Source organism: Pseudomonas sp. JDS08PS003, from assembly GCF_045013505.1.
In the GTDB taxonomy this organism is placed as follows: Bacteria; Pseudomonadota; Gammaproteobacteria; order Pseudomonadales; family Pseudomonadaceae; genus Aquipseudomonas; species Aquipseudomonas protegens_B.
Window position 1 is genome coordinate 3,675,908 of record NZ_CP120724.1, and the last position, 17,237, is coordinate 3,693,144.

A 17,237-nucleotide genomic window follows, 5' to 3' on the forward strand; every position below is an offset into this window, starting at 1 on the left:
GCAGGCACTTTGGCTGGCAGCCAGCGCCGGTAGAAATCGAGGAATCAATCCGCCAGGGCTTGCTGGAACGAATGATCAATCAGCGGCGCGGTGGCCAAAGGCGCCGGCAAGGCCTTGACCTTGAACAGGAAGTCCGCGGTGCTTTGCAGGTCCGAGGCTGCCTGCGGGTCCACCGGGCCCAGGGTCAGGTGGGCCTGGCGCAACCAGTGGCGGGATACGCTCTGGTCGAGGTTGGCTTTCTTCGCCCACAGATCGGCGTACTCGTCGGTGTGGGTGTCGACCCACTGCCGGGCCTTTTTCAGGCGCACGAGAAAGTCGGCAATGGCCGCGTGCTTGCTGTCCACGGCCGCGGTGGACGCCGCCACGGCACTGAGACCGGGCATCAGGTTGCGGGCGGTGAGGATCGGACGCGCACCGGAGAACACAATCTGCTGGGAAATGTAGGGTTCCCACACCGGGAACGCACCGATACCGCCCTGGGGAAAGGCCGCTGCAGCATCGATGGGCATCAGCTTGACGAAGTTCACATGGTTTTCCGGCAGGCCGGCCTGCTCCAGGGCGCGCAGGGTCAGTTGCTGGCTCCAGGCGCCGGGCCAATAGGCGACTTTCTTGCCCTTGAGGTCGGCGATGCTTTTTACCGGTGAATCCTTGGGCACCAACAGCGCAATGGTGTCCGGATTCTGTCGGGAAACACCGATCAGCTTCACTGGCGCCTGCTTGGCCGCCAGAAACAGAAAACCCGAGTCACCGAGAAAACCCAGGTCCAGCGCGCCGGTATTCAGGGCCTCGGCCAGCGGTGCCGCTGCCTGGAAGTGCCTCCACTCGACCTTGTAGGGTGCACCTTGCAGTACCCCGGAGGCCTCCACCGAGGCGCGAATGTTGTAGTAGTTCTGATCGCCGATATTCAGCACCAGAGGTTCGGCGGCCTGGGCCAGAGGAGTGAGGAGCAAGGCGCTGGCGAGCAATTCGCGCAGGCGTCGTGAGAGGTTCATGGGGGCGGTTCCTTGGACTGGGATCAGGGATTCGCATAGACCATAACGGTCTTGGCAGACCGTCCTGAAATTCTCTTTTTGCATAAGCTAAGAGAGCCTTGAGCGCGTCCTGGCCAGCAGCGGACCGCAGCTGGCGTCCAGAGCCCCGGGACCGAAGGCCTCAGGGCAGGTGCAACCGGGTTAGCCGCGACCGGGGATCAATACACCACCATCAACTGCGGTGAAATCACCACATCCAGGGAGATGAGCTTGCAATAGCCGCCCAGCGACTGGTTGGAGGCGTTCAAACTGGAGGTGGCATTGTTCCATTGGATACGGATGGTATTGATCCCGCAGTTCGAGGAGGTTCCGGTCAGGGCCAGCCCCATCTCCGAAATGCCGCCGCTGAGCTGGCTATCCATGTACATCGGCCAGGAAAGGCTCTTGGCTACCAGCAACGAGCAAAAGGGCGAGCTGCCCGCGAACCTGGCCGAAGTGATTTTGGCGCTGTACACCGGATTGACCGAGCCGTCGATGCTGATGTTGCAGACGATCGTCTGCTGGAGCGTGGCGGGGGTTTGCAAACGGATGGTGCCATGCCCCTGGAAATACACCACAGGGGTGAAGTGCGGGTCGGCCAGCGCGGGAGAGGCGACTGTGCAAGCCAGTATCAGCGTACTGGCAACAAACAGACCATTCAGGTTTTTCATTGTTATTCCTCGCAGATAGGGCGATGGATATCGCCGGGTAATGGCCGTGATCGAGAAGTCACGAGAAACGGCAGGACATCCCTTTCCAGCCAAATTTCAGAGCTATTACCGCTGCGCAGGGGCAGCCAGGAGGTACGCGATAGCATCACACTTCGAGCGAATTCAAAATATACATTCAAAAATATTTTTTAATTTCGCCGTTGCTCGGGTTTCGGCGCAAGAGTCGCTACGACTGATATAGACCCGAAAAGAATTAATAAATGAATATTGATTATTTATGGCTATATGAATATCCACGTACTCTCAGCTCCACCGACTCCTCGTCATCACAGTGAGTGCCCACCATGCAGCCGACTGACAACCTCATCGACCTGGCCAGCTACCGCAAACGCAAACAGGCTCAGCAACGGGCACGGCTGATGTGGGAAATCTATGCGCGCAATGCCGCCTGCCAGGCCATGCAATGGGTTCAGGCCCAGCACGGCAATGAGACCCGCCACGGGTGAACGCTCAAGACCCCTCGCGCTTTCTGGCCAGCGATGCCCCGCCGCTGCTGGACCTTGCGCCCCTGCATGCCCAGGACGAAGACCCCATCAGCCAGCGAGTCGCGCAGAACCTGCTGCGCCTGCGTGGCAAGCGCCATCTGTCCCTGGATGCCCTGGCCCGCCAGTGCGGCGTGAGCCGGGCGATGCTGGCGCAGATCGAGTCCGGGCGCAGCGTGCCGTCGATCAAGGTGCTGTGCAAAATCGCCAAGGGCCTGAAAGTTTCAGTGGCGGCCTTTCTCGAGCATCGGGCCTTCGAAGGGGTCGCGCTGCTGACGGCGAGCCAGAGCAAACGCCTGGTCAGCGCCAATGGCGCCTTCGTCAGCCGTGCGCTGTTTCCCTTCGATGTGGCGCGCCAATCGGAATTCTACGAATTGCGCATCGCGCCCCTGGGTGAAGACCGCTGCGAAGGCCACGGCCCGGGGGTTCAGGAAAATCTGGTGGTGGCCCAGGGCGTGCTGGAAATCAGCGTCAACGAGGAGCGCTATCTACTGTCTCCTGGGGATTCGATCCTGTTCTACGCCGACCAGCCCCATCGTTATCGCAACCCGGCGGACAGCGAGGCCGTGGCCTATCTGGTGGTGACCCATCCCGAGTGCCTGGACTGATCAGCCCACGCAATAAGCCCACGCAATAAAAAGCCCGGCGAGGGAGTCATCCCCGCCGGGCTTTTGCATGCAACCGCTGCTGGCTTAACAGGTGCAGCACATCATCGGCATGCCATTGCAGCTCATCATCATCGGCATGCTGCAATCGTTCATCATCTTCATCATCAGGGCGCAGCAGTTCTTCATCATGTCCATGTTCATGCCGGCCATGGGCATCAGCTTGCACAGCATGCCGTCAGCCATCGGGGTGCATTCCATCACGCACTTCATCGAGGGCATCGGCATGCCCATCATCGGCATGGGCATCATCATGTTCATCATCGGCATGGCCATGGTCGTCTGGGACATGCACAGCATGCTCATGTTGGCGCAGTGCATCATCATCGGCATGCCACAGTTCATCATCATCTGCAGCATTTCGGCGCTGTTCTTGAACATGGCCATGTCCATGCCCGCGGCCGGCATCATCTTGCACTGCATGCCGTCTTCAAGCATCTCGCAGCTCATGGTCGCCATCATCATCGGCATGCCCATCATCGGCATCATCGGCATGGCGGTGTTCATTGGCATCTGCATGGCGTTCATCATGATCTTGTTCCCTGAAGTATCGATAGTTGGATGAAGCGAATGGAGCGGATTCTATGGAACGCCGCAGGGTCGGCAAGAGGCCGGTCCAGCAGCGGCAACGGCTGTCGCGACCCGCTTTTCAGCGTGGCGCAGCCGAGAACTTCCACTGTTGCATCGACCTGTCTTCCATAGCGGATGGAAATGGTTTTGCAGCGTCATTGCGCCTGCTTTGGATATGTGAAAAACAGCTATCTACATAACCCAGAGAAATAAACGGTCTAACCCAGCCACGGTTTTTTTCAACGCTCTACTTGCGTAGACCCCGGCATGCCGGTGAACCCTCCTTCAGCGCTAACTGGCACCCTTGCAATCCACCCTGTTAGCCTACCCGCCCGCTCCCCTTACCGCAGACCTGCACCATGACGCCTTCAGCGCAATTCTGGCGCGACCCGAACCTGCCCTACGTAGAAAGCCGTCGAGCCTGTGACAGCCGCGCCAACTACAGGGCCCACAGCCACCCGACAGTGTCCATCGGCGCCGTGGACCGGGGTGTCAGCCTGTTCAGCGGCGGTGCCGAGGGGCCAACCCTGATAAAGGCCGGCAGCGTGGTAATCGTCCCGGCCCATTGCGCTCATGCCTGCAATCCCCAGCCCGACACTGCCTGGAGCTACCAGATGCTGCACCTGGACCCGCGCTGGGTCGAAGGCGTGCGCCTGGAAGCGCAGCAGCAGCCGGTAACGGCGCTTGGCCAAGTGCTATTGAGCCACGATGAGCAGCTGTACCAGCGTTTTTGCCGCCTCAACGACCTGCTGTTCTGCGCTGCCAGCTGGCAAGACAAGGAAGCTGCGCTGATCGAGTTCATTGGCGATTTTCCACTCCAGGGGCAGCCGGTGATTGCCCACGCCGCCGACCCGGCACGGGCCAGCGTCGGGGTGCGACGGGTCATGCAATTTCTGCAACAGGAGGCGCAACAGGCTCACCCTCTGGAGCGCTTGGCGACGCTGGCCGGCATCAGCCGCTACCAGCTGATCCGGGCCTTTCGCGCCGCCACCGGGATGACACCCCACGCCTACCAACTGAACCAGCGCATCATCCAGGCCCGGACCTCACTGCAGGCCGGCGAGCCCCCAGCGGCCCTGGCCCAGCGCCTGGGCTTTGCCGACCAGGCGCATTTCCAGCGCGTGTTCAAGGCCCATGTCGGTGTCACACCGGGTTTGTACAAGCGCTGAAGACCGCGCAATTTTCTTCAATACCCCGGTCCCCACGCCCAGCACACTTCCAGCCCCTCACGTCTCTGGAAGTCTGCCTCCATGTTGCAACAGTTCCTGCTGGTCGCCGCTGCGCATTTTCTCGCCCTGCTCTCCCCAGGGCCGGACTTTTTCCTGGTGGCGCGCCTGTCCATGGCCACCGGTTGGAAAGCGGCCACCGGTGCCTGCCTGGGCATCGCCCTGGCCAACGGCCTGTTCATTGTCCTGGCCTTTGGCGGGGTCTCGGTATTGCGTCCCGACGGCGGGTTGTTCCTGGTGATCCAGCTGGCCGGTTGTGGCTACCTGCTTTACCTGGGCTGGCTGTTCATCCGTCATGCCGGCGCCAGCTCCCTGGCAGCGGTGGATGCCCAGGGCGACACCCGGGCGCTGCCCCGGGCCACCTGGTGGCGAGGCCTGGGCATGGGCCTGCTCTCGGGTCTGCTCAACCCGAAGAACGCTCTGTTCTATGTCAGCCTGGCCTCCCTGGTGGGTACCCAGACCAGCACCGGCTGGAAACTGGTCTATGGCCTGTGGATGTTCAGCGTAGTGCTGTTGTGGGATCTGTTGGTGGCACTGGCCATTGGCAATGGCCGGGTGCGGGAACGCTTCTCTCGGGCCCTGCCCTGGCTGGAACGAATCACCGGGGTGATCCTGATCTTCCTGGCACTGGCAGTGATCGCGGCCACTCTTTTTCGCCACTGAGTCGAGCACTGCAGTCGGGTTCCAGGCCGGGGACTGAAGCGGCTTAGAGCCCTTCGCCTTGAAAGTTACAAATAAACAACAATGCAACACGCGGTTGTCATCCTCGACAGTCGATAGTGTGCGAACCGCACAGCAACTGCCGGGCAGGACCACGGGCCTTGCCCCTCCCCCAACGCACAGGAGCACCGCCATGTCTCAACAGCCCCGCCTGGGATGCGGCGCCGCCATCGTCCGCGACGGCCAGTTACTTCTGGTCAAGCGCCTGCGGGACCCCGAAGCCGGTTGCTGGGGATTGCCCGGTGGCAAGGTCGACTGGCTGGAACCGGCGGAGCAGGCCATGCGCCGTGAAATCCTCGAAGAGCTCGGACTGACCCTGCAAGGCGTCAGCCTGTTATGCGTGGCGGACCAGATCGACCCCGAACGGCAGGAGCATTGGGTTTCCCCGGTGTACCTGGCCTCGGCCCCGGCCATGGAGCCGCGTAACAACGAGCCGCACAAGCACAGCGATATCGCTTGGTTCGAGCTGGACCGGCTGCCCAAGCCCCTGACCCTGGCCACCCGCGTCGCCGTGCGGGCGCTGGTGCAGATCGCGGCGCTGGAAGATTGAACGCGCATATCGCCCAAGGCCCTGAGGCTGCTCGTCCAGGGCCTGGCGGCAACAGCGCTGCGCGCCTCCCGACCACGATCGACATTGCCCTTGAGTCGGCACAATCCTCAGCCCAGGCTGCGACCGATGGCCGCAGGCATTGGTCTAATTAGCCCGCCGCCGCTTTCGTCTGTTTGTTACCATGCGCGGGTTTTTGCCTGTCTGGCTGTTCAAAGGGCGTTATTTCATGAGTGTTTTGCTGACTCGCCGCACCCTGCTTACCAGCGCCGGGGTGCTCGGCCTGGGCCTGCTCGCCGGTTGCGACAACAGTCCCCGACTGTCCTTCAAATATGGCAAGGACCTGAGCAATCAGATTCTTGGCCGCACCTTCAAACTCACCGACTCCCAGGGCGAAACCAAGTCGCTGTCCAGCTACCGTGGCCTGATGCCGATGATCTTCTTCGGCTTCACCCAGTGCCCGGCGATCTGCCCCACTACCCTGGCCCGCGCCGCCCAGGCCAAGAAGCTCATGGGCCGTGACGGCGAACGCCTGAAAGTGGTGTTCATCACCCTGGACCCCGAGCGCGACACGCCCGAGGTGCTGGACGCCTACGTCAAGGCCTTCGACCCGAGCTTCGAGGCGCTCTACGGCACCCTGGAAGAAACCGCGGCCACCGCCAAGGAATTCGGCGTGTTCTACGAGAAGATCCCCAGCGGTTCGACCTACACCCTGTCCCACACCGCCACCAGTTTCGTCTACGACTCCCGGGGCACCTTGCGCCTGGGTCTGTCCCAGTCCCTCAACGCCCAAGAGTGCGCGGAAGATCTGCTCACCGTCATGGAGGTCTGCTAATGAACTCGCAACGTCGCCCATCCCGGATTAAATCCGCCCTGCTGATGCTCTCCCTGCTGGGCCTGGCCGGCACCGCCGGCGCCGCGACCCAGGTGGACAATGCCTGGGTCCGCGCCACGGTTCCTGGCCAGCACGCCAGCGGCGCCTTCATGGACCTCACCGCCAGCAGCGACAGCAAGCTGGTTGAAGTGCAATCGCCCGTGGCCAAGAACGTGCAGATCCACCAGTCGAGCATGCACAACGACGTGATGAGCATGCAGCAAGTGGACGCCGTGGCTCTGCCGGCCGGGCAGAAAGTCAGCCTGGACACCCACGGCTATCACGTGATGCTCATGGAGCTCACCGGCCAGATCAAGGCCGGCGACAAAGTGCCCCTGACCCTGACAGTGGAAAACGCCAAGGGCGAGAAGGAAACCATCAAGGTCGAAGCCCAAGCCCGAGCGCTGAATGCGCCGGATCACAGCATGATGAAGCACTAAAGTACGGTGAGCGAAAGCGCTCCCAAGACCTGATACAGCCGGTTTCTATTCAACGGAAACCGGCTTTTTTTGCCCTGTGCCTTGCCAAGAGACGGGGCCGCCGGAACCTCAATAAATCCCCCGCGCCAACCACACCGTCAGCCCACAACACTCCGGGTCTTCACTGACCTGCTGCACCACCTCGAAACCATGGGTGTCGAGCAAGGTGCAATATTCCCCCGGGTCCAGGCTGGCGTGGTACAGGGCCTCGCCTTCGAACTCGCCGATGGCCTCTCCTGCCGCAGGTCCGCTGGTGAACATCAGGGCGCAGCCCGGGCCGGCGTGGCGTTCGAACACGGCGAACATGGCGCGCTGATCATCCGGGCTCAGGTGGAACAGGCTGTTCCAGGCCAGGATGCCGGCAAAGTCCTGGTCCAGGGCCAGACCGCGCATGTCGGCGTTGATCCATTGCTGCTGGGGAAAGCGCTGGCGGCACTGCTCCAGCAAGGCGGCGGAGCTGTCGACGCCGGTGACCGCGTATTGCTGCTCGATGAGATAGCGCGCTACCGGCTCGCCACCTCCGCAGCCCAGGTCCAGTACCTGTCGGCCCGAACCCATGACCTGGCGAAAGCGCTCGAACCAGGCTTGTTCACTGTGAAAGGCCTGGGTGCTGGCCTGCCGCGCCCGGTCCCAGGCCTGGGCATGACGCTGGTACAGATCGACGATGTGACGAGCGGATTCGTGCATCCACGGGCTTCCTTGTGCTGTTCGGTGGCTGCGGATTACAGCACAGCAGCAGGGGGCAAGGCGAAGTAGGTGGTACCGTCGGGCCGCGAAACGGCTGTCCCCGGTGTTGTCCACTTGATAAAAGACCGCTTCAAGTGCGCCCCGCCAGCTCCAGCAGTTGCCCACGCAACCAGCGGTTGGCCGATTCGTTCTGCACCTGCTTGCTCCAGTACAGGTTCAGGCATACCTGCGGCAGGGTCAGGGGCATGTCGAGAATGCGGTTGTTCAGGCCGGCATTGATCAGTTGCGCATTGTTGCGGGTCAGGGTCAGGAGGAAGTCGCCCTGGGCCACCAGTTGCGCGGCGGTGAGGAAATGCTGGCAGTGCTGGCGGATCCGCCGCACCACCCCCAGGTGCCCCAGGGCCAGGTCTTCGACGCAGATGCCTCGGCGCCGGGAGGTCACCGCCACATGTTCGGCCGCCAGGTAGCGTTCCACCGTCAGCTCGCCGCTGAAGCCGGGGCCGGCCATCACACAGAAGGAATCCTGCAGCAGCAATTGCTGTTGCAACTGCGCATCGGTCAGGCGTGACAGTTCGATCGCCAGGTCGATGCGTCCGGCAATCATCTCCAGCTTCAGGTCGGCCCAATGCACGCTGGTGCTGCGCACCTCCAGGTGCGGAGCGACGCGGTTCAGGTGCGCCAGGATCAACGGCAGGATCACCGGCTCCAGTTGTTCCGGCATGTTCAGGGTGAAGCGCCGGCGGTCACGCTGGGGGTCGAAGGCCTGGTTCGGGTTGAGGCTGCGGCGCAGGCCGCTGAGGGCGTCCTGGATGCCCGGCGCCAGTTGCTTGGCCAGGGGCGTAGGCGCCACGCCGTAGCCTTCGCGAACGAACAGCGGGTCATCCAGTTGTGCCCGCAGGCGCGCCAGAGCGTGGCTGATGGCCGATTGGCTCAGGTGCAGAATCGAGGCGGCGCGGGTCAGGTTGCGCTCCTGGTACACCACCTCGAAGACCCGGAACAGGTTCAAGTCCAGGCGGCTGAGCCCCGACCATTCATGCGGTGAGTTCATGGTTGCGTCCTCGCAGTCTCGACCCGGTGCAGGCTAACAGTCCGCCATGGCGGACCGAACCATGTAGCGCATTCATGAATCTCGATGAATAACCGTCGGTTCTGTGACCCCGCGGGGGCTGCCTAAGATGGCCCCGCCCATAACAAAAATCAGGAGGCACCATGGACCTTGCGGATCAGCATCTCGCGGCCTATCAGCAGCATCTTCACGCCTTGCAGCAGGCCGCCTGGCCCGAGGGAGCACCGCGTACTGCGCAATATCCCCACGGCCGGCAACCGCTCACCCAGTACCTGCGGACCTGGGCCCAGCTGCGAGGAGATGCCGTGGCCGTGGATTTCTACGGTCACAGCCTGAGCTACAGCGAGCTGGATCGGCTCTCCGATCGTTGCGCCGCCCTGCTCGGCGAGTTGGGGGTCGGCCCTGGCGATCGGGTGGCGGTGTACATGCCCAACTGCCCGCAATTGCACATCGGCTTCTGGGGCATCCTCAAGTGCGGCGCGGTTTACGCCCCGGTCAGCCCCCTGGCCCGCACGCTGGAGCTGGAATACCAGCTCAAGGACTGCGGTGCACGGGTGATCCTGTGCTTCGATCAATTGCTCGATGTGGTCCACGCCGTCGCGCCGACGTGCGCCCTGACCCGGATCCTGGCCACCAGCCTGTCGGAGCTGTGCCCGGCGACTCCGAGCATTCCGGTGCCGGACCTGCTGCTGGCGCCCAAACGCCTGGATGCCGGGGTTCTGGACTTCTACCCTGCCCTGGAAAACTGTCGCGCCGCCACGCCCGGGCACCGCCCTGCCCTTGAGGACATCGCCGCCCTGAACTACACCGGCGGCACCACCGGCCTGCCCAAGGGCTGCGTGCATACCCACGGCGACATGCTCTACACCTGCGCCAGTTACGTGCCCGTGGCCCTGGGCCTGGAGCAGCGCAGCGTGATGTTGAATTTCCTTCCCGAGTTCTGGATCGCCGGGGAAAACGCCGGCCTGCTGTTTCCCATCTACGCCGGTTGCCGCCTAGTGTTGCTGGCGCGCTGGGACGCGCTGGCGTTCATGGCGGCGATCGAACACTACCGGGTCAGCCATTGCGGCTTGCTGGTGGACAGCGCCGCCGAAGTCCTGGAGCACCCCGCCGTTGCCGACTTTGACCTCGGCTCGCTGCGGGCCAGTGGCTGCATCTCCTTCGTCAAGAAGCTGACCCCGGACTACCGTCGGCGCTGGCGGCAACTGACCGGCTGCACGCTGTTCGAATTCAGCTTCGGCATGACCGAAACCCACACCTGCGACACCTTCACCGCCGGTCTGCAGCATGACGACTTCGACCTCAAGAGCCCTCCGACCTTTGTCGGCCTGCCGGTGCCGGGCACCGAGTTCAAGGTCTGCGACTTTGTCAGCGGCGCCCTGTTGCCCCTGGGCAGCGAAGGCGAACTCTGCGTGCGCAGCCCGTCCCTGCTGCAGGGCTACTGGCAACGGCCGGAAGAAACCGCAGCGGTGCTGCGCGACGGCGGGCTGCACACCGGCGACCTGGGGCAAATCACCGAACAGGGTTTTATCCGCTACCTGGGACGGCGCAAGGAGATGCTCAAGGTCAATGGCATGAGCGTGTTTCCCAGCGAGCTGGAGGCGCTGTTCGGCCAGCATCCCCAGGTGCTGGCCAGCGCGGTGATCGGCCGTGTCGATGAGCGTCGCGGCCAGCAGCCGGTGGCCTTTGTGGTGCTCAAGCCGGACGCCCCCCAGGACCCGCTGGCCCTGACCGCGTGGTGCCAGCAGGTGATGGCCGCCTACAAGGTGCCGGAGATCCGCCTGGTGAGCAGTCTGCCCATGACCGCCACCGGCAAGGTCAAGAAAAACGAGCTGGAACAACAGCTCTGAGCGACTGTGTGAAACGCCTGAGCCGCCCTTTGCCATTGTGAGAATTGCCATGTTTCAGAGTCTGTTGATCGCCAATCGCGGCGAGATTGCCATCCGTATCGCCCGGGCCTGCGCCGACCTGGGCATTCGCAGCGTCGCGGTGTACGCCGAGGACGATGCTGCCAGCCTGCACCTGCGCCGGGCCGATCTGGCCCTGCCCCTGAAAGGGCGCGGGGTAGCCGCCTACCTGGATCGGCAGCAGTTGATCAGCCTGGCCCAGGTGCACGGCTGTACAGCGATTCACCCCGGCTACGGCTTTCTTGCCGAGAACGCCGACTTCGCCCGGGACTGCCTGGAGGCCGGCCTGACCTTCATTGGACCGGCGCCCGAGGTGCTGCAACTGTTCGGCGACAAGGCCGCGGCTCGGGCCCTGGCCCAGGACTGCGGGGTGCCGCTGCTGGACGGGATCAACCATCAGGTGAGCCTGGAACAGGCGGCCGCCTTCTTTACGCGACACGGCGCGCTGATGCTCAAGGCCCTGGCCGGAGGCGGTGGTCGGGGCATGCGCGCAGTCACCGAAAGCGGCCAACTGGAACAGGCCTTTGCCCGCTGCCAATCCGAAGCCCAGGCGGCGTTCGGCAATGGCGCACTCTATGTCGAACAGTTGCTGCAACGCGCTCGGCACATCGAGATCCAGGTGTTGGGAGACGGCAGTGGCGCGGTCAGCCACCTGTGGGAGCGCGATTGCAGCCTGCAGCGCCGCCATCAGAAGCTGGTGGAGATCGCCCCCAGCCCGGACCTGCCCGCCGAGCTGCGCCAACAACTGATCGACGCCGCCTTGCAACTGGCCAGTCGGGTGCACTACCAGGGCATTGGCACCTTCGAATTCCTCCTCGATCAGCAGCGGCCGGGGCGCTTCTACTTCATGGAGGCCAATCCGCGAATCCAGGTGGAGCACACGGTGACCGAGGCGGTGACCGGTATCGATCTGCTGCACACCCAACTGCGCCTGGCCGCCGGTGCGTCCCTGGACAGCCTGGGCCTGACCCGAGCGCCGACGCCCCAGGGTTTTGCGCTGCAGGTGCGGATCAACCTGGAGGAACAACTGGCCGATGGCGGCACCCGCCCGGTGGCCGGAACCTTGAGCGCCTATGAGCCCCCCAGCGGTCCCGGGTTGCGGGTCGATGGCTACGGCTATGCCGGGTACCCGGTCAACCCCAGCTACGACTCGCTGCTGGCCAAACTCATCGCCCATGGCACGGACTATTCCAGCGCCCTGGGGCGGGCCTATCGCGGGCTCTGCGAGTTCCGCCTGGAAGGCGTGGCCAACAACCTCGGGCTACTGCAGAACCTGCTGCGCCATCCGGCGGTGGCCGAGCATCAGGTCAACACCGGCTTCGTCGAGCAGCACTGGGCCACATTGGCCCAAGTCGCCCCCGATGGGCACCGGTCGCTGTTCTTTGCCCAACAGCCGCTGGCCCCTGGGCAGATCCGCGCCAACGTACAGGCGCCCCCGGGCACCTTGGCCCTGGAGACCCCGAGCACCGGCGTTGTGGTGACCCTGGAAGTGGCCGAGGGCGATACCTTGCAGGTCGGCCAGCGAGTGGCGGTGCTGGAAGCGATGAAGATGGAGTTCGAGGTCAAGACCCAGTGCAGCGGGATCGTCCGGGCCCTGACAACCCAGGTCGGTGACGCGGTCAGCGAAGGTCAGCCGCTGCTGTTCCTGGAGCCGGCCGAAGTCGCCGGTAGCGGCCTGTGCAGCGAAGAGCAGATTGACCTGGAGTTGATCCGCGCCGATCTGGCCGAAGTCCGCCAACGCCACGCCCTGTTGCAGGACGCCCAGCGTCCGGAAGCGCTGGCCAAGCGCCGCAAGACTGGCCAGCGCACCGCCCGGGAGAACCTCGACGACCTGCTGGACCCGGGCAGTTTCATGGAATACGGCGCCATGGCCCTGGCGGCTCAGCGCCGGCGGCGCAGCCTCGAGGAACTGCAAGCCTTGAGCCCCGCCGACGGCCTGGTGGGCGGCATCGGCACGGTCAATGCCGAGCTGTTTGACGGCCCGTCTGCCCGTTGCCTGGCCCTGGCCTACGACTACACGGTGTTCGCTGGCACTCAGGGGGTGATGAACCACAAGAAAACCGACCGCCTGCTGAGCCTGGCCCAGGAGTGGCGGCTGCCGGTGGTGCTGTTTGCCGAAGGCGGCGGCGGTCGCCCCGGCGACAGCGATTTTGTCGGGGTCGCTGGGCTCGACTGCCATACCTTTGCCGCCATGGCCCGGCTCTCCGGCTGGGTGCCGACGGTGGGCATCGCTTCAGGCCGCTGTTTTGCCGGCAACGCCGCGCTGCTGGGCTGCTGCAACCTGATCATCGCCACGGCCAACGCCAGCATCGGCATGGCCGGCCCGGCGATGATCGAGGGCGGCGGCCTGGGCAGTTTCACTCCCGAGCAAGTGGGCCCGGCATCGGTACAAGGCCCCAATGGCGTGATCGATGTTCTGGTCAAGGACGAGGCCGAAGCCGTGGCGGTGGCCAAGCAATACCTGGGCTACTTCCAGGGGCCGCTCAAGGATTGGCACTGCGCGGACCAGCGGGAACTGCGCCAGCTGATCCCGGAAAACCGCCTGCGGGTCTACGACATTCGCCGGGTGATCCAGACCCTTGCCGATCGTGGCAGCGTGCTGGAGTTGCGGCGCCAGTTCGCTCCGGGGCTGATTACCGCATTGATCCGGATCGAGGGCCGGGCCTTTGGCCTGATCGCCAACAACCCAGCGGTGCTGGGGGGCGCCATCGACGCCGCGGCCGGCGACAAGGCCGCGCGCTTCATGCGCCTGTGCGAAGCCTTCGGCCTGCCCCTGGTGTCCCTGTGCGACACCCCGGGGTTCATGGTCGGGCCCGAATCGGAACAGCAAGCCACAGTGCGCCATGTGTCGCGGATGTTCGTCAGCGCCGCCAGCCTGACGGTGCCGTTCTTCACCCTGGTGCTGCGCAAGGGCTATGGCCTCGGAGCTCAGGCCATGGCGGCCGGCAGCTTCCACAACCCGATGTTCACCGTGGCCTGGCCCAGCGCCGAGTTCGGTGCCATGGGCCTTGAGGGTGCGGTACGCCTGGGCTTTGCCAAGGAACTGGCGGCCCAGCCCGAGCCCCTGGAGCGTCAGGCGCTGTTCGACAAACTGGTGGCCAAGGCCTACGCCCAGGGCAAGGCCCTGAACATGGCCAGCTACCTGGAGATCGACGCCGTGATCGACCCCCTGGACAGCCGCTCCTGGCTGCTTCGTGGTCTTCAAGCAGCGCCTCGGCCGACACCCTGGACCGAGCGCCCCCAAGGCTTCGTCGACACCTGGTAACCCACCTGCAGCCGGCCTGTGCCGCAGCTGGCTTGTGTAGGAGCTGGCTTGCCAGCGAAGACGCCCGCAAGAGCAACACAAGCCTCAAAAGCCGCTTCGCCGGCAAGCCGGCTCCTACAGGTTGGCATCCCAGGCCACCGGGGCCTGGTCGAGGAACTGGCGCAGTTCGGCCAGCAGCTTGTCGCTGGAGTGGCTGCTGGGCCGGTCGGCGACAAACCTCAGGCTCGGCATGATTGCCTGCACCCCGTCGTAGTGCCACTGCCCTGGAGTACGCTCCGTTTCCTGCAGGGCCCGGGCGAAAATCGCCAGGTCCCGACGGGCCCGGGGAATGCCGCTGCTGCGCTCGACCCAGCTTTCGTAACGCTGGCGGATTTCGATGCGCCCCTGGTTGACGATGGCCAGCACCGCGCAGCGACTGCGATTGTGCAAGGCCACCGGCGACAGGCCGAAGTACTCGCCCTCGCCCTGCCATGCCCCTTGCGGCAGGCGAAAGATCGCCAAATCGATATCCGGGTATTTCTCGATCCGTGTGGCGGGATGCTCCACCAGCGCCGTGCTGCGCTGCAGGTCCTGCATGGCCGGACGGTAGAGTTCGGTGTAACGCCGGGTGTTATCCAGCACATCGGCCAGTTGCGGCAGCAGTGCGGTGAAGCGCGCCATGAGTTGCCGGTCGTTGCCACCCTGACTGTCGCTGCGCACTCGGGCGGCCAGGGCATGCAGGGTAAAGGCGCAGTGCAGGGCCTGGGGCGAAGTGCCCCGGGTGAAGTCGCCGAGTCGAGCGATATCGATCAGCAATTGACGGTGCCGCAGAGCATGCTCGGGGGCCAGGAAGGCGTAGACCGAGGCCAGTCCGTCAAGATCGAAATGGTCGCTGGTGATCACCTGCGCCGGCTCCACCCTGAGCCCCTGCTGAAGAAAAATCAGGGCACTGGCGGTGGACAGGTTGGCCTTGTAGGCACTGGGGGTCTTGTTGGCCGGCCAATGGGACAGGGTCAGCACAGTGGCCGGATTGTCGATGGAGTCCAGGGAAATATTGTCCCGTCTGCGGGTCTGGCCCAGGGGCAGGAATCCGTAGGGGCTGTGGGGCCCCAGGCGCCAGGGTTGCAGGCCAAGCTCCAGCGGCGCTTCGCCGGCGCCGGAGGTCAGTCTCTGGGGCAGCTCCCGCAGCGCCGGCGTTGCGCTTTTGAGTTCCCCCGAACCGTCCAGGCGATAACTGAACTGGCGCAGATTCTCCTGGCGCAAATCCCTGGGGTTGCCATTGCGCACCCCGCAGCCGGGGCCGCCGAGAACGCTGAGCAGATCGGTGAACTGATTGTCGGCAATGCCGATGGCGCGTCCTCCCAGCAGCCTGAGGTCCAGGTGCGCGAATACTGGGGCGACACCCGGATCGAAAAGCCAACCCTGTTCCTGACTTGCGGTATTGAGGCTGTTCATCTGTACGTCCTTGCCAAGTGATGAATCCAGGTAGGCTTCAAGCCTCGGCCAGGGCCCGGGCATGGCTGCGCCGGACCTGGCGCATGCTGATAAACAGCAGTGCCGACACCCCGGCATAGAGACCGAACAGCCAGGCCGCGGCCTGGGCCGCACCGGCAGCGCCTGCGGTGGAGCTGAGGCCGGCCAGGTTGACAATCATCCCGGCCAGCGCCGCGCCCAGGGCCGTGGCCACCAGTTGCACGGTGGTGATCGAGGCACCTGCCAGCTCCTTCTGATCATCGGTAGCGTTTTCCAGGACCCGGGACAACAGATGCGGCCACGCCAGGCCGATCCCTGTGCCCACCAGCAACATGGCCAGGCACACCGCCCCCAGACTCAGGACTGGCGTAGCCGTAGCGGGCATGAACAGGCAGGCCAGAAGCAGACCGGCCACCACCAGGAATGGCCCGCTGGCGATGGCGCGGGACGCACCCCGGGGGCTCAGGCCGGAGCTGAAGATCGCCCCCAGGGTCCAACCGGCCGCCATCAGCGCGGCGATGTAACCCGCCAGCAAGGGAGTCTGCTGGTGCAGCACTTGCAGGAACAGCGGCACAAAGACCTCGCTGGTCATGCCCACCACCAGCAGCGCCATGGAGAGGTACAGCGCCAGCAAGGGGCTGCCGGACTTCAGGCTGTCACGGGGCAGGAGACGTTTGCGGGAGCGGTTTTCCACGAGCACCACCACCAGCAGCAGGCCCAGGCCGACTCCCAGGCCCAAGGCGTTGTACCCGGGTGAAGGCGTAATGCTGCCAATGGAGATCGCCAGCACCACCGCCGTCAGCAACACCAGTTGCAGGCCGGGAATAGGACTGCGCGGCACCGCTTCACGGCTTTTCCCCGGTAACAGGGCGATCGCCAACAGCATGAACAGCAAGGTGCACGGCAGCAGCACCCAGAACGCCGCACGCCAGGCTCCGTGTTCGGCGAAGACCCCGCCCACTGCAGGGCCGATCAAGGTGGCCGCGCCCCACATGGCGGAAATCAGCGCCATTGCCCGGGGCCAGAGCGGCTCATCGAATACCAACCGGATCATCGCGTAGGGCAAGGCGAACAACAGCCCTCCGCCCAGCCCCTGGACGCTGCGCCCGAAGATCAGCCAGCCCATGTCCGGGGCCAGGGCACACAGGCCGCAACCGAGCATGAACACCAGCCCGGCCAGGGCATAGGCGACTTTCGGCCCCAGTACCCCCAGAGCTCGGGTGGACAGCACCGAGCCGATGATCGAGGCCACCACAAACAAGGTGGTATTCCAGGCGTAATAGTCCAGGCCGCCGATATCCTTGACCACCGAAGGCAACAGCGTGGTGACCAGGTACACGTTGATTGCATGCAGTGCCACGCCACCAGCCAGGGCTGCCGAGCGCAGTCCGTTCTTGCCCAGTAACAGTGCCGACCATCCGCTTGTCGAAGCCATGCTTTGCTCCCTTCGGGTTGTTCGATGAAGCCGCACTGTATTACACAAGCAATTACTTTGATAATTAATTTTTCATGGCTTAGCCCCCTTGCCCAATCCGCCGTTCGAAGAGCGACAATGG

The 17,237-nt window shown here is 64.1% G+C and carries 16 protein-coding genes; 9 read left to right on the plus strand and 7 right to left on the minus strand.

Going from position 1 to position 17,237, the window contains the following annotated elements:
* Positions 1 to 44: 44 nt before the first annotated feature.
* Together P7C00_RS16395 and praB are read right to left on the minus strand one after the other, a co-directional pair.
* Positions 45 to 992: an ABC transporter substrate-binding protein gene (locus P7C00_RS16395; protein ID WP_404936862.1), complete on the minus strand. Its 948-nt coding sequence runs from the start codon at positions 990 to 992 to the stop codon at positions 45 to 47.
* A 197-nt stretch (positions 993 to 1,189) separates the two neighbouring features.
* On the minus strand, positions 1,190 to 1,681 hold the full coding sequence (gene praB, locus P7C00_RS16400) for an alkane oxidation protein activator PraB (RefSeq protein WP_346633010.1): 492 nt from the start codon (positions 1,679 to 1,681) through the stop codon (positions 1,190 to 1,192).
* Between the two features lie 344 nt (positions 1,682 to 2,025).
* Here praB and P7C00_RS16405 point away from each other — a divergent pair, with 344 nt between their 5' ends.
* Positions 2,026 to 2,187: a hypothetical protein gene (locus P7C00_RS16405; RefSeq protein ID WP_185073897.1), complete on the plus strand. Its 162-nt coding sequence runs from the start codon at positions 2,026 to 2,028 to the stop codon at positions 2,185 to 2,187.
* A gap of 44 nt (positions 2,188 to 2,231) precedes the next feature.
* Positions 2,232 to 2,831: a helix-turn-helix domain-containing protein gene (locus tag P7C00_RS16410; protein WP_404940007.1), complete on the plus strand. Its 600-nt coding sequence runs from the start codon at positions 2,232 to 2,234 to the stop codon at positions 2,829 to 2,831.
* A gap of 84 nt (positions 2,832 to 2,915) precedes the next feature.
* Here the strand turns inward: P7C00_RS16410 and P7C00_RS16415 are convergent, their stop codons facing one another.
* Positions 2,916 to 3,419, minus strand: a complete 504-nt coding sequence (locus tag P7C00_RS16415) for a hypothetical protein (RefSeq protein WP_404936863.1) — start codon at positions 3,417 to 3,419, stop codon at positions 2,916 to 2,918.
* Between the two features lie 398 nt (positions 3,420 to 3,817).
* Between P7C00_RS16415 and P7C00_RS16420 the strand changes: the two genes are divergently transcribed.
* The 5 genes from P7C00_RS16420 (at position 3,818) to P7C00_RS16440 (ending at position 7,265) form a co-directional block, all read left to right on the plus strand.
* Positions 3,818 to 4,627: a helix-turn-helix domain-containing protein gene (locus P7C00_RS16420; protein WP_404936864.1), complete on the plus strand. Its 810-nt coding sequence runs from the start codon at positions 3,818 to 3,820 to the stop codon at positions 4,625 to 4,627.
* Between the two features lie 84 nt (positions 4,628 to 4,711).
* Positions 4,712 to 5,347: a LysE family translocator gene (locus tag P7C00_RS16425; protein ID WP_404940009.1), complete on the plus strand. Its 636-nt coding sequence runs from the start codon at positions 4,712 to 4,714 to the stop codon at positions 5,345 to 5,347.
* A 190-nt stretch (positions 5,348 to 5,537) separates the two neighbouring features.
* The gene (locus P7C00_RS16430; RefSeq protein WP_404936865.1) at positions 5,538 to 5,954 is read left to right on the plus strand and encodes an NUDIX domain-containing protein; all 417 of its coding nucleotides are present in this window, start codon (positions 5,538 to 5,540) and stop codon (positions 5,952 to 5,954) included.
* Positions 5,955 to 6,180: 226 nt separating this feature from the next.
* Positions 6,181 to 6,786: an SCO family protein gene (locus tag P7C00_RS16435; protein WP_346633014.1), complete on the plus strand. Its 606-nt coding sequence runs from the start codon at positions 6,181 to 6,183 to the stop codon at positions 6,784 to 6,786.
* Positions 6,786 to 7,265, plus strand: coding sequence for a copper chaperone PCu(A)C (locus P7C00_RS16440; protein ID WP_404936866.1), 480 nt, complete (start codon positions 6,786 to 6,788; stop codon positions 7,263 to 7,265). Before P7C00_RS16435 ends, P7C00_RS16440 begins: the two co-directional genes overlap by 1 nt.
* 108 nt (positions 7,266 to 7,373) lie before the next feature.
* Here the strand turns inward: P7C00_RS16440 and P7C00_RS16445 are convergent, their stop codons facing one another.
* Entirely contained in the window at positions 7,374 to 7,991 is a 618-nt protein-coding gene (locus P7C00_RS16445) for a class I SAM-dependent methyltransferase (RefSeq protein WP_346633016.1), read from the minus strand.
* A gap of 130 nt (positions 7,992 to 8,121) precedes the next feature.
* The gene (locus P7C00_RS16450; RefSeq protein WP_404936867.1) at positions 8,122 to 9,039 is read right to left on the minus strand and encodes a LysR family transcriptional regulator; all 918 of its coding nucleotides are present in this window, start codon (positions 9,037 to 9,039) and stop codon (positions 8,122 to 8,124) included.
* A gap of 161 nt (positions 9,040 to 9,200) precedes the next feature.
* Between P7C00_RS16450 and P7C00_RS16455 the strand changes: the two genes are divergently transcribed.
* Both P7C00_RS16455 and P7C00_RS16460 read left to right on the plus strand, forming a co-directional pair.
* Entirely contained in the window at positions 9,201 to 10,907 is a 1,707-nt protein-coding gene (locus P7C00_RS16455; protein WP_404936868.1) for an AMP-binding protein, read from the plus strand.
* A gap of 49 nt (positions 10,908 to 10,956) precedes the next feature.
* Complete coding sequence (locus P7C00_RS16460) at positions 10,957 to 14,229, plus strand: carboxyl transferase domain-containing protein (protein ID WP_404936869.1); 3,273 nt, start codon at positions 10,957 to 10,959, stop codon at positions 14,227 to 14,229.
* 114 nt (positions 14,230 to 14,343) lie between these two features.
* Here P7C00_RS16460 and P7C00_RS16465 read toward each other — a convergent pair whose 3' ends face one another.
* Together P7C00_RS16465 and P7C00_RS16470 are read right to left on the minus strand one after the other, a co-directional pair.
* Positions 14,344 to 15,663 (minus strand): DUF6687 family protein, encoded by a 1,320-nt coding sequence (locus P7C00_RS16465; protein WP_404936870.1) that lies wholly within the window; start codon positions 15,661 to 15,663, stop codon positions 14,344 to 14,346.
* Positions 15,664 to 15,700: 37 nt separating this feature from the next.
* Complete coding sequence (locus P7C00_RS16470) at positions 15,701 to 17,116, minus strand: MFS transporter (protein WP_404936871.1); 1,416 nt, start codon at positions 17,114 to 17,116, stop codon at positions 15,701 to 15,703.
* Positions 17,117 to 17,237 lie beyond the last annotated feature (121 nt).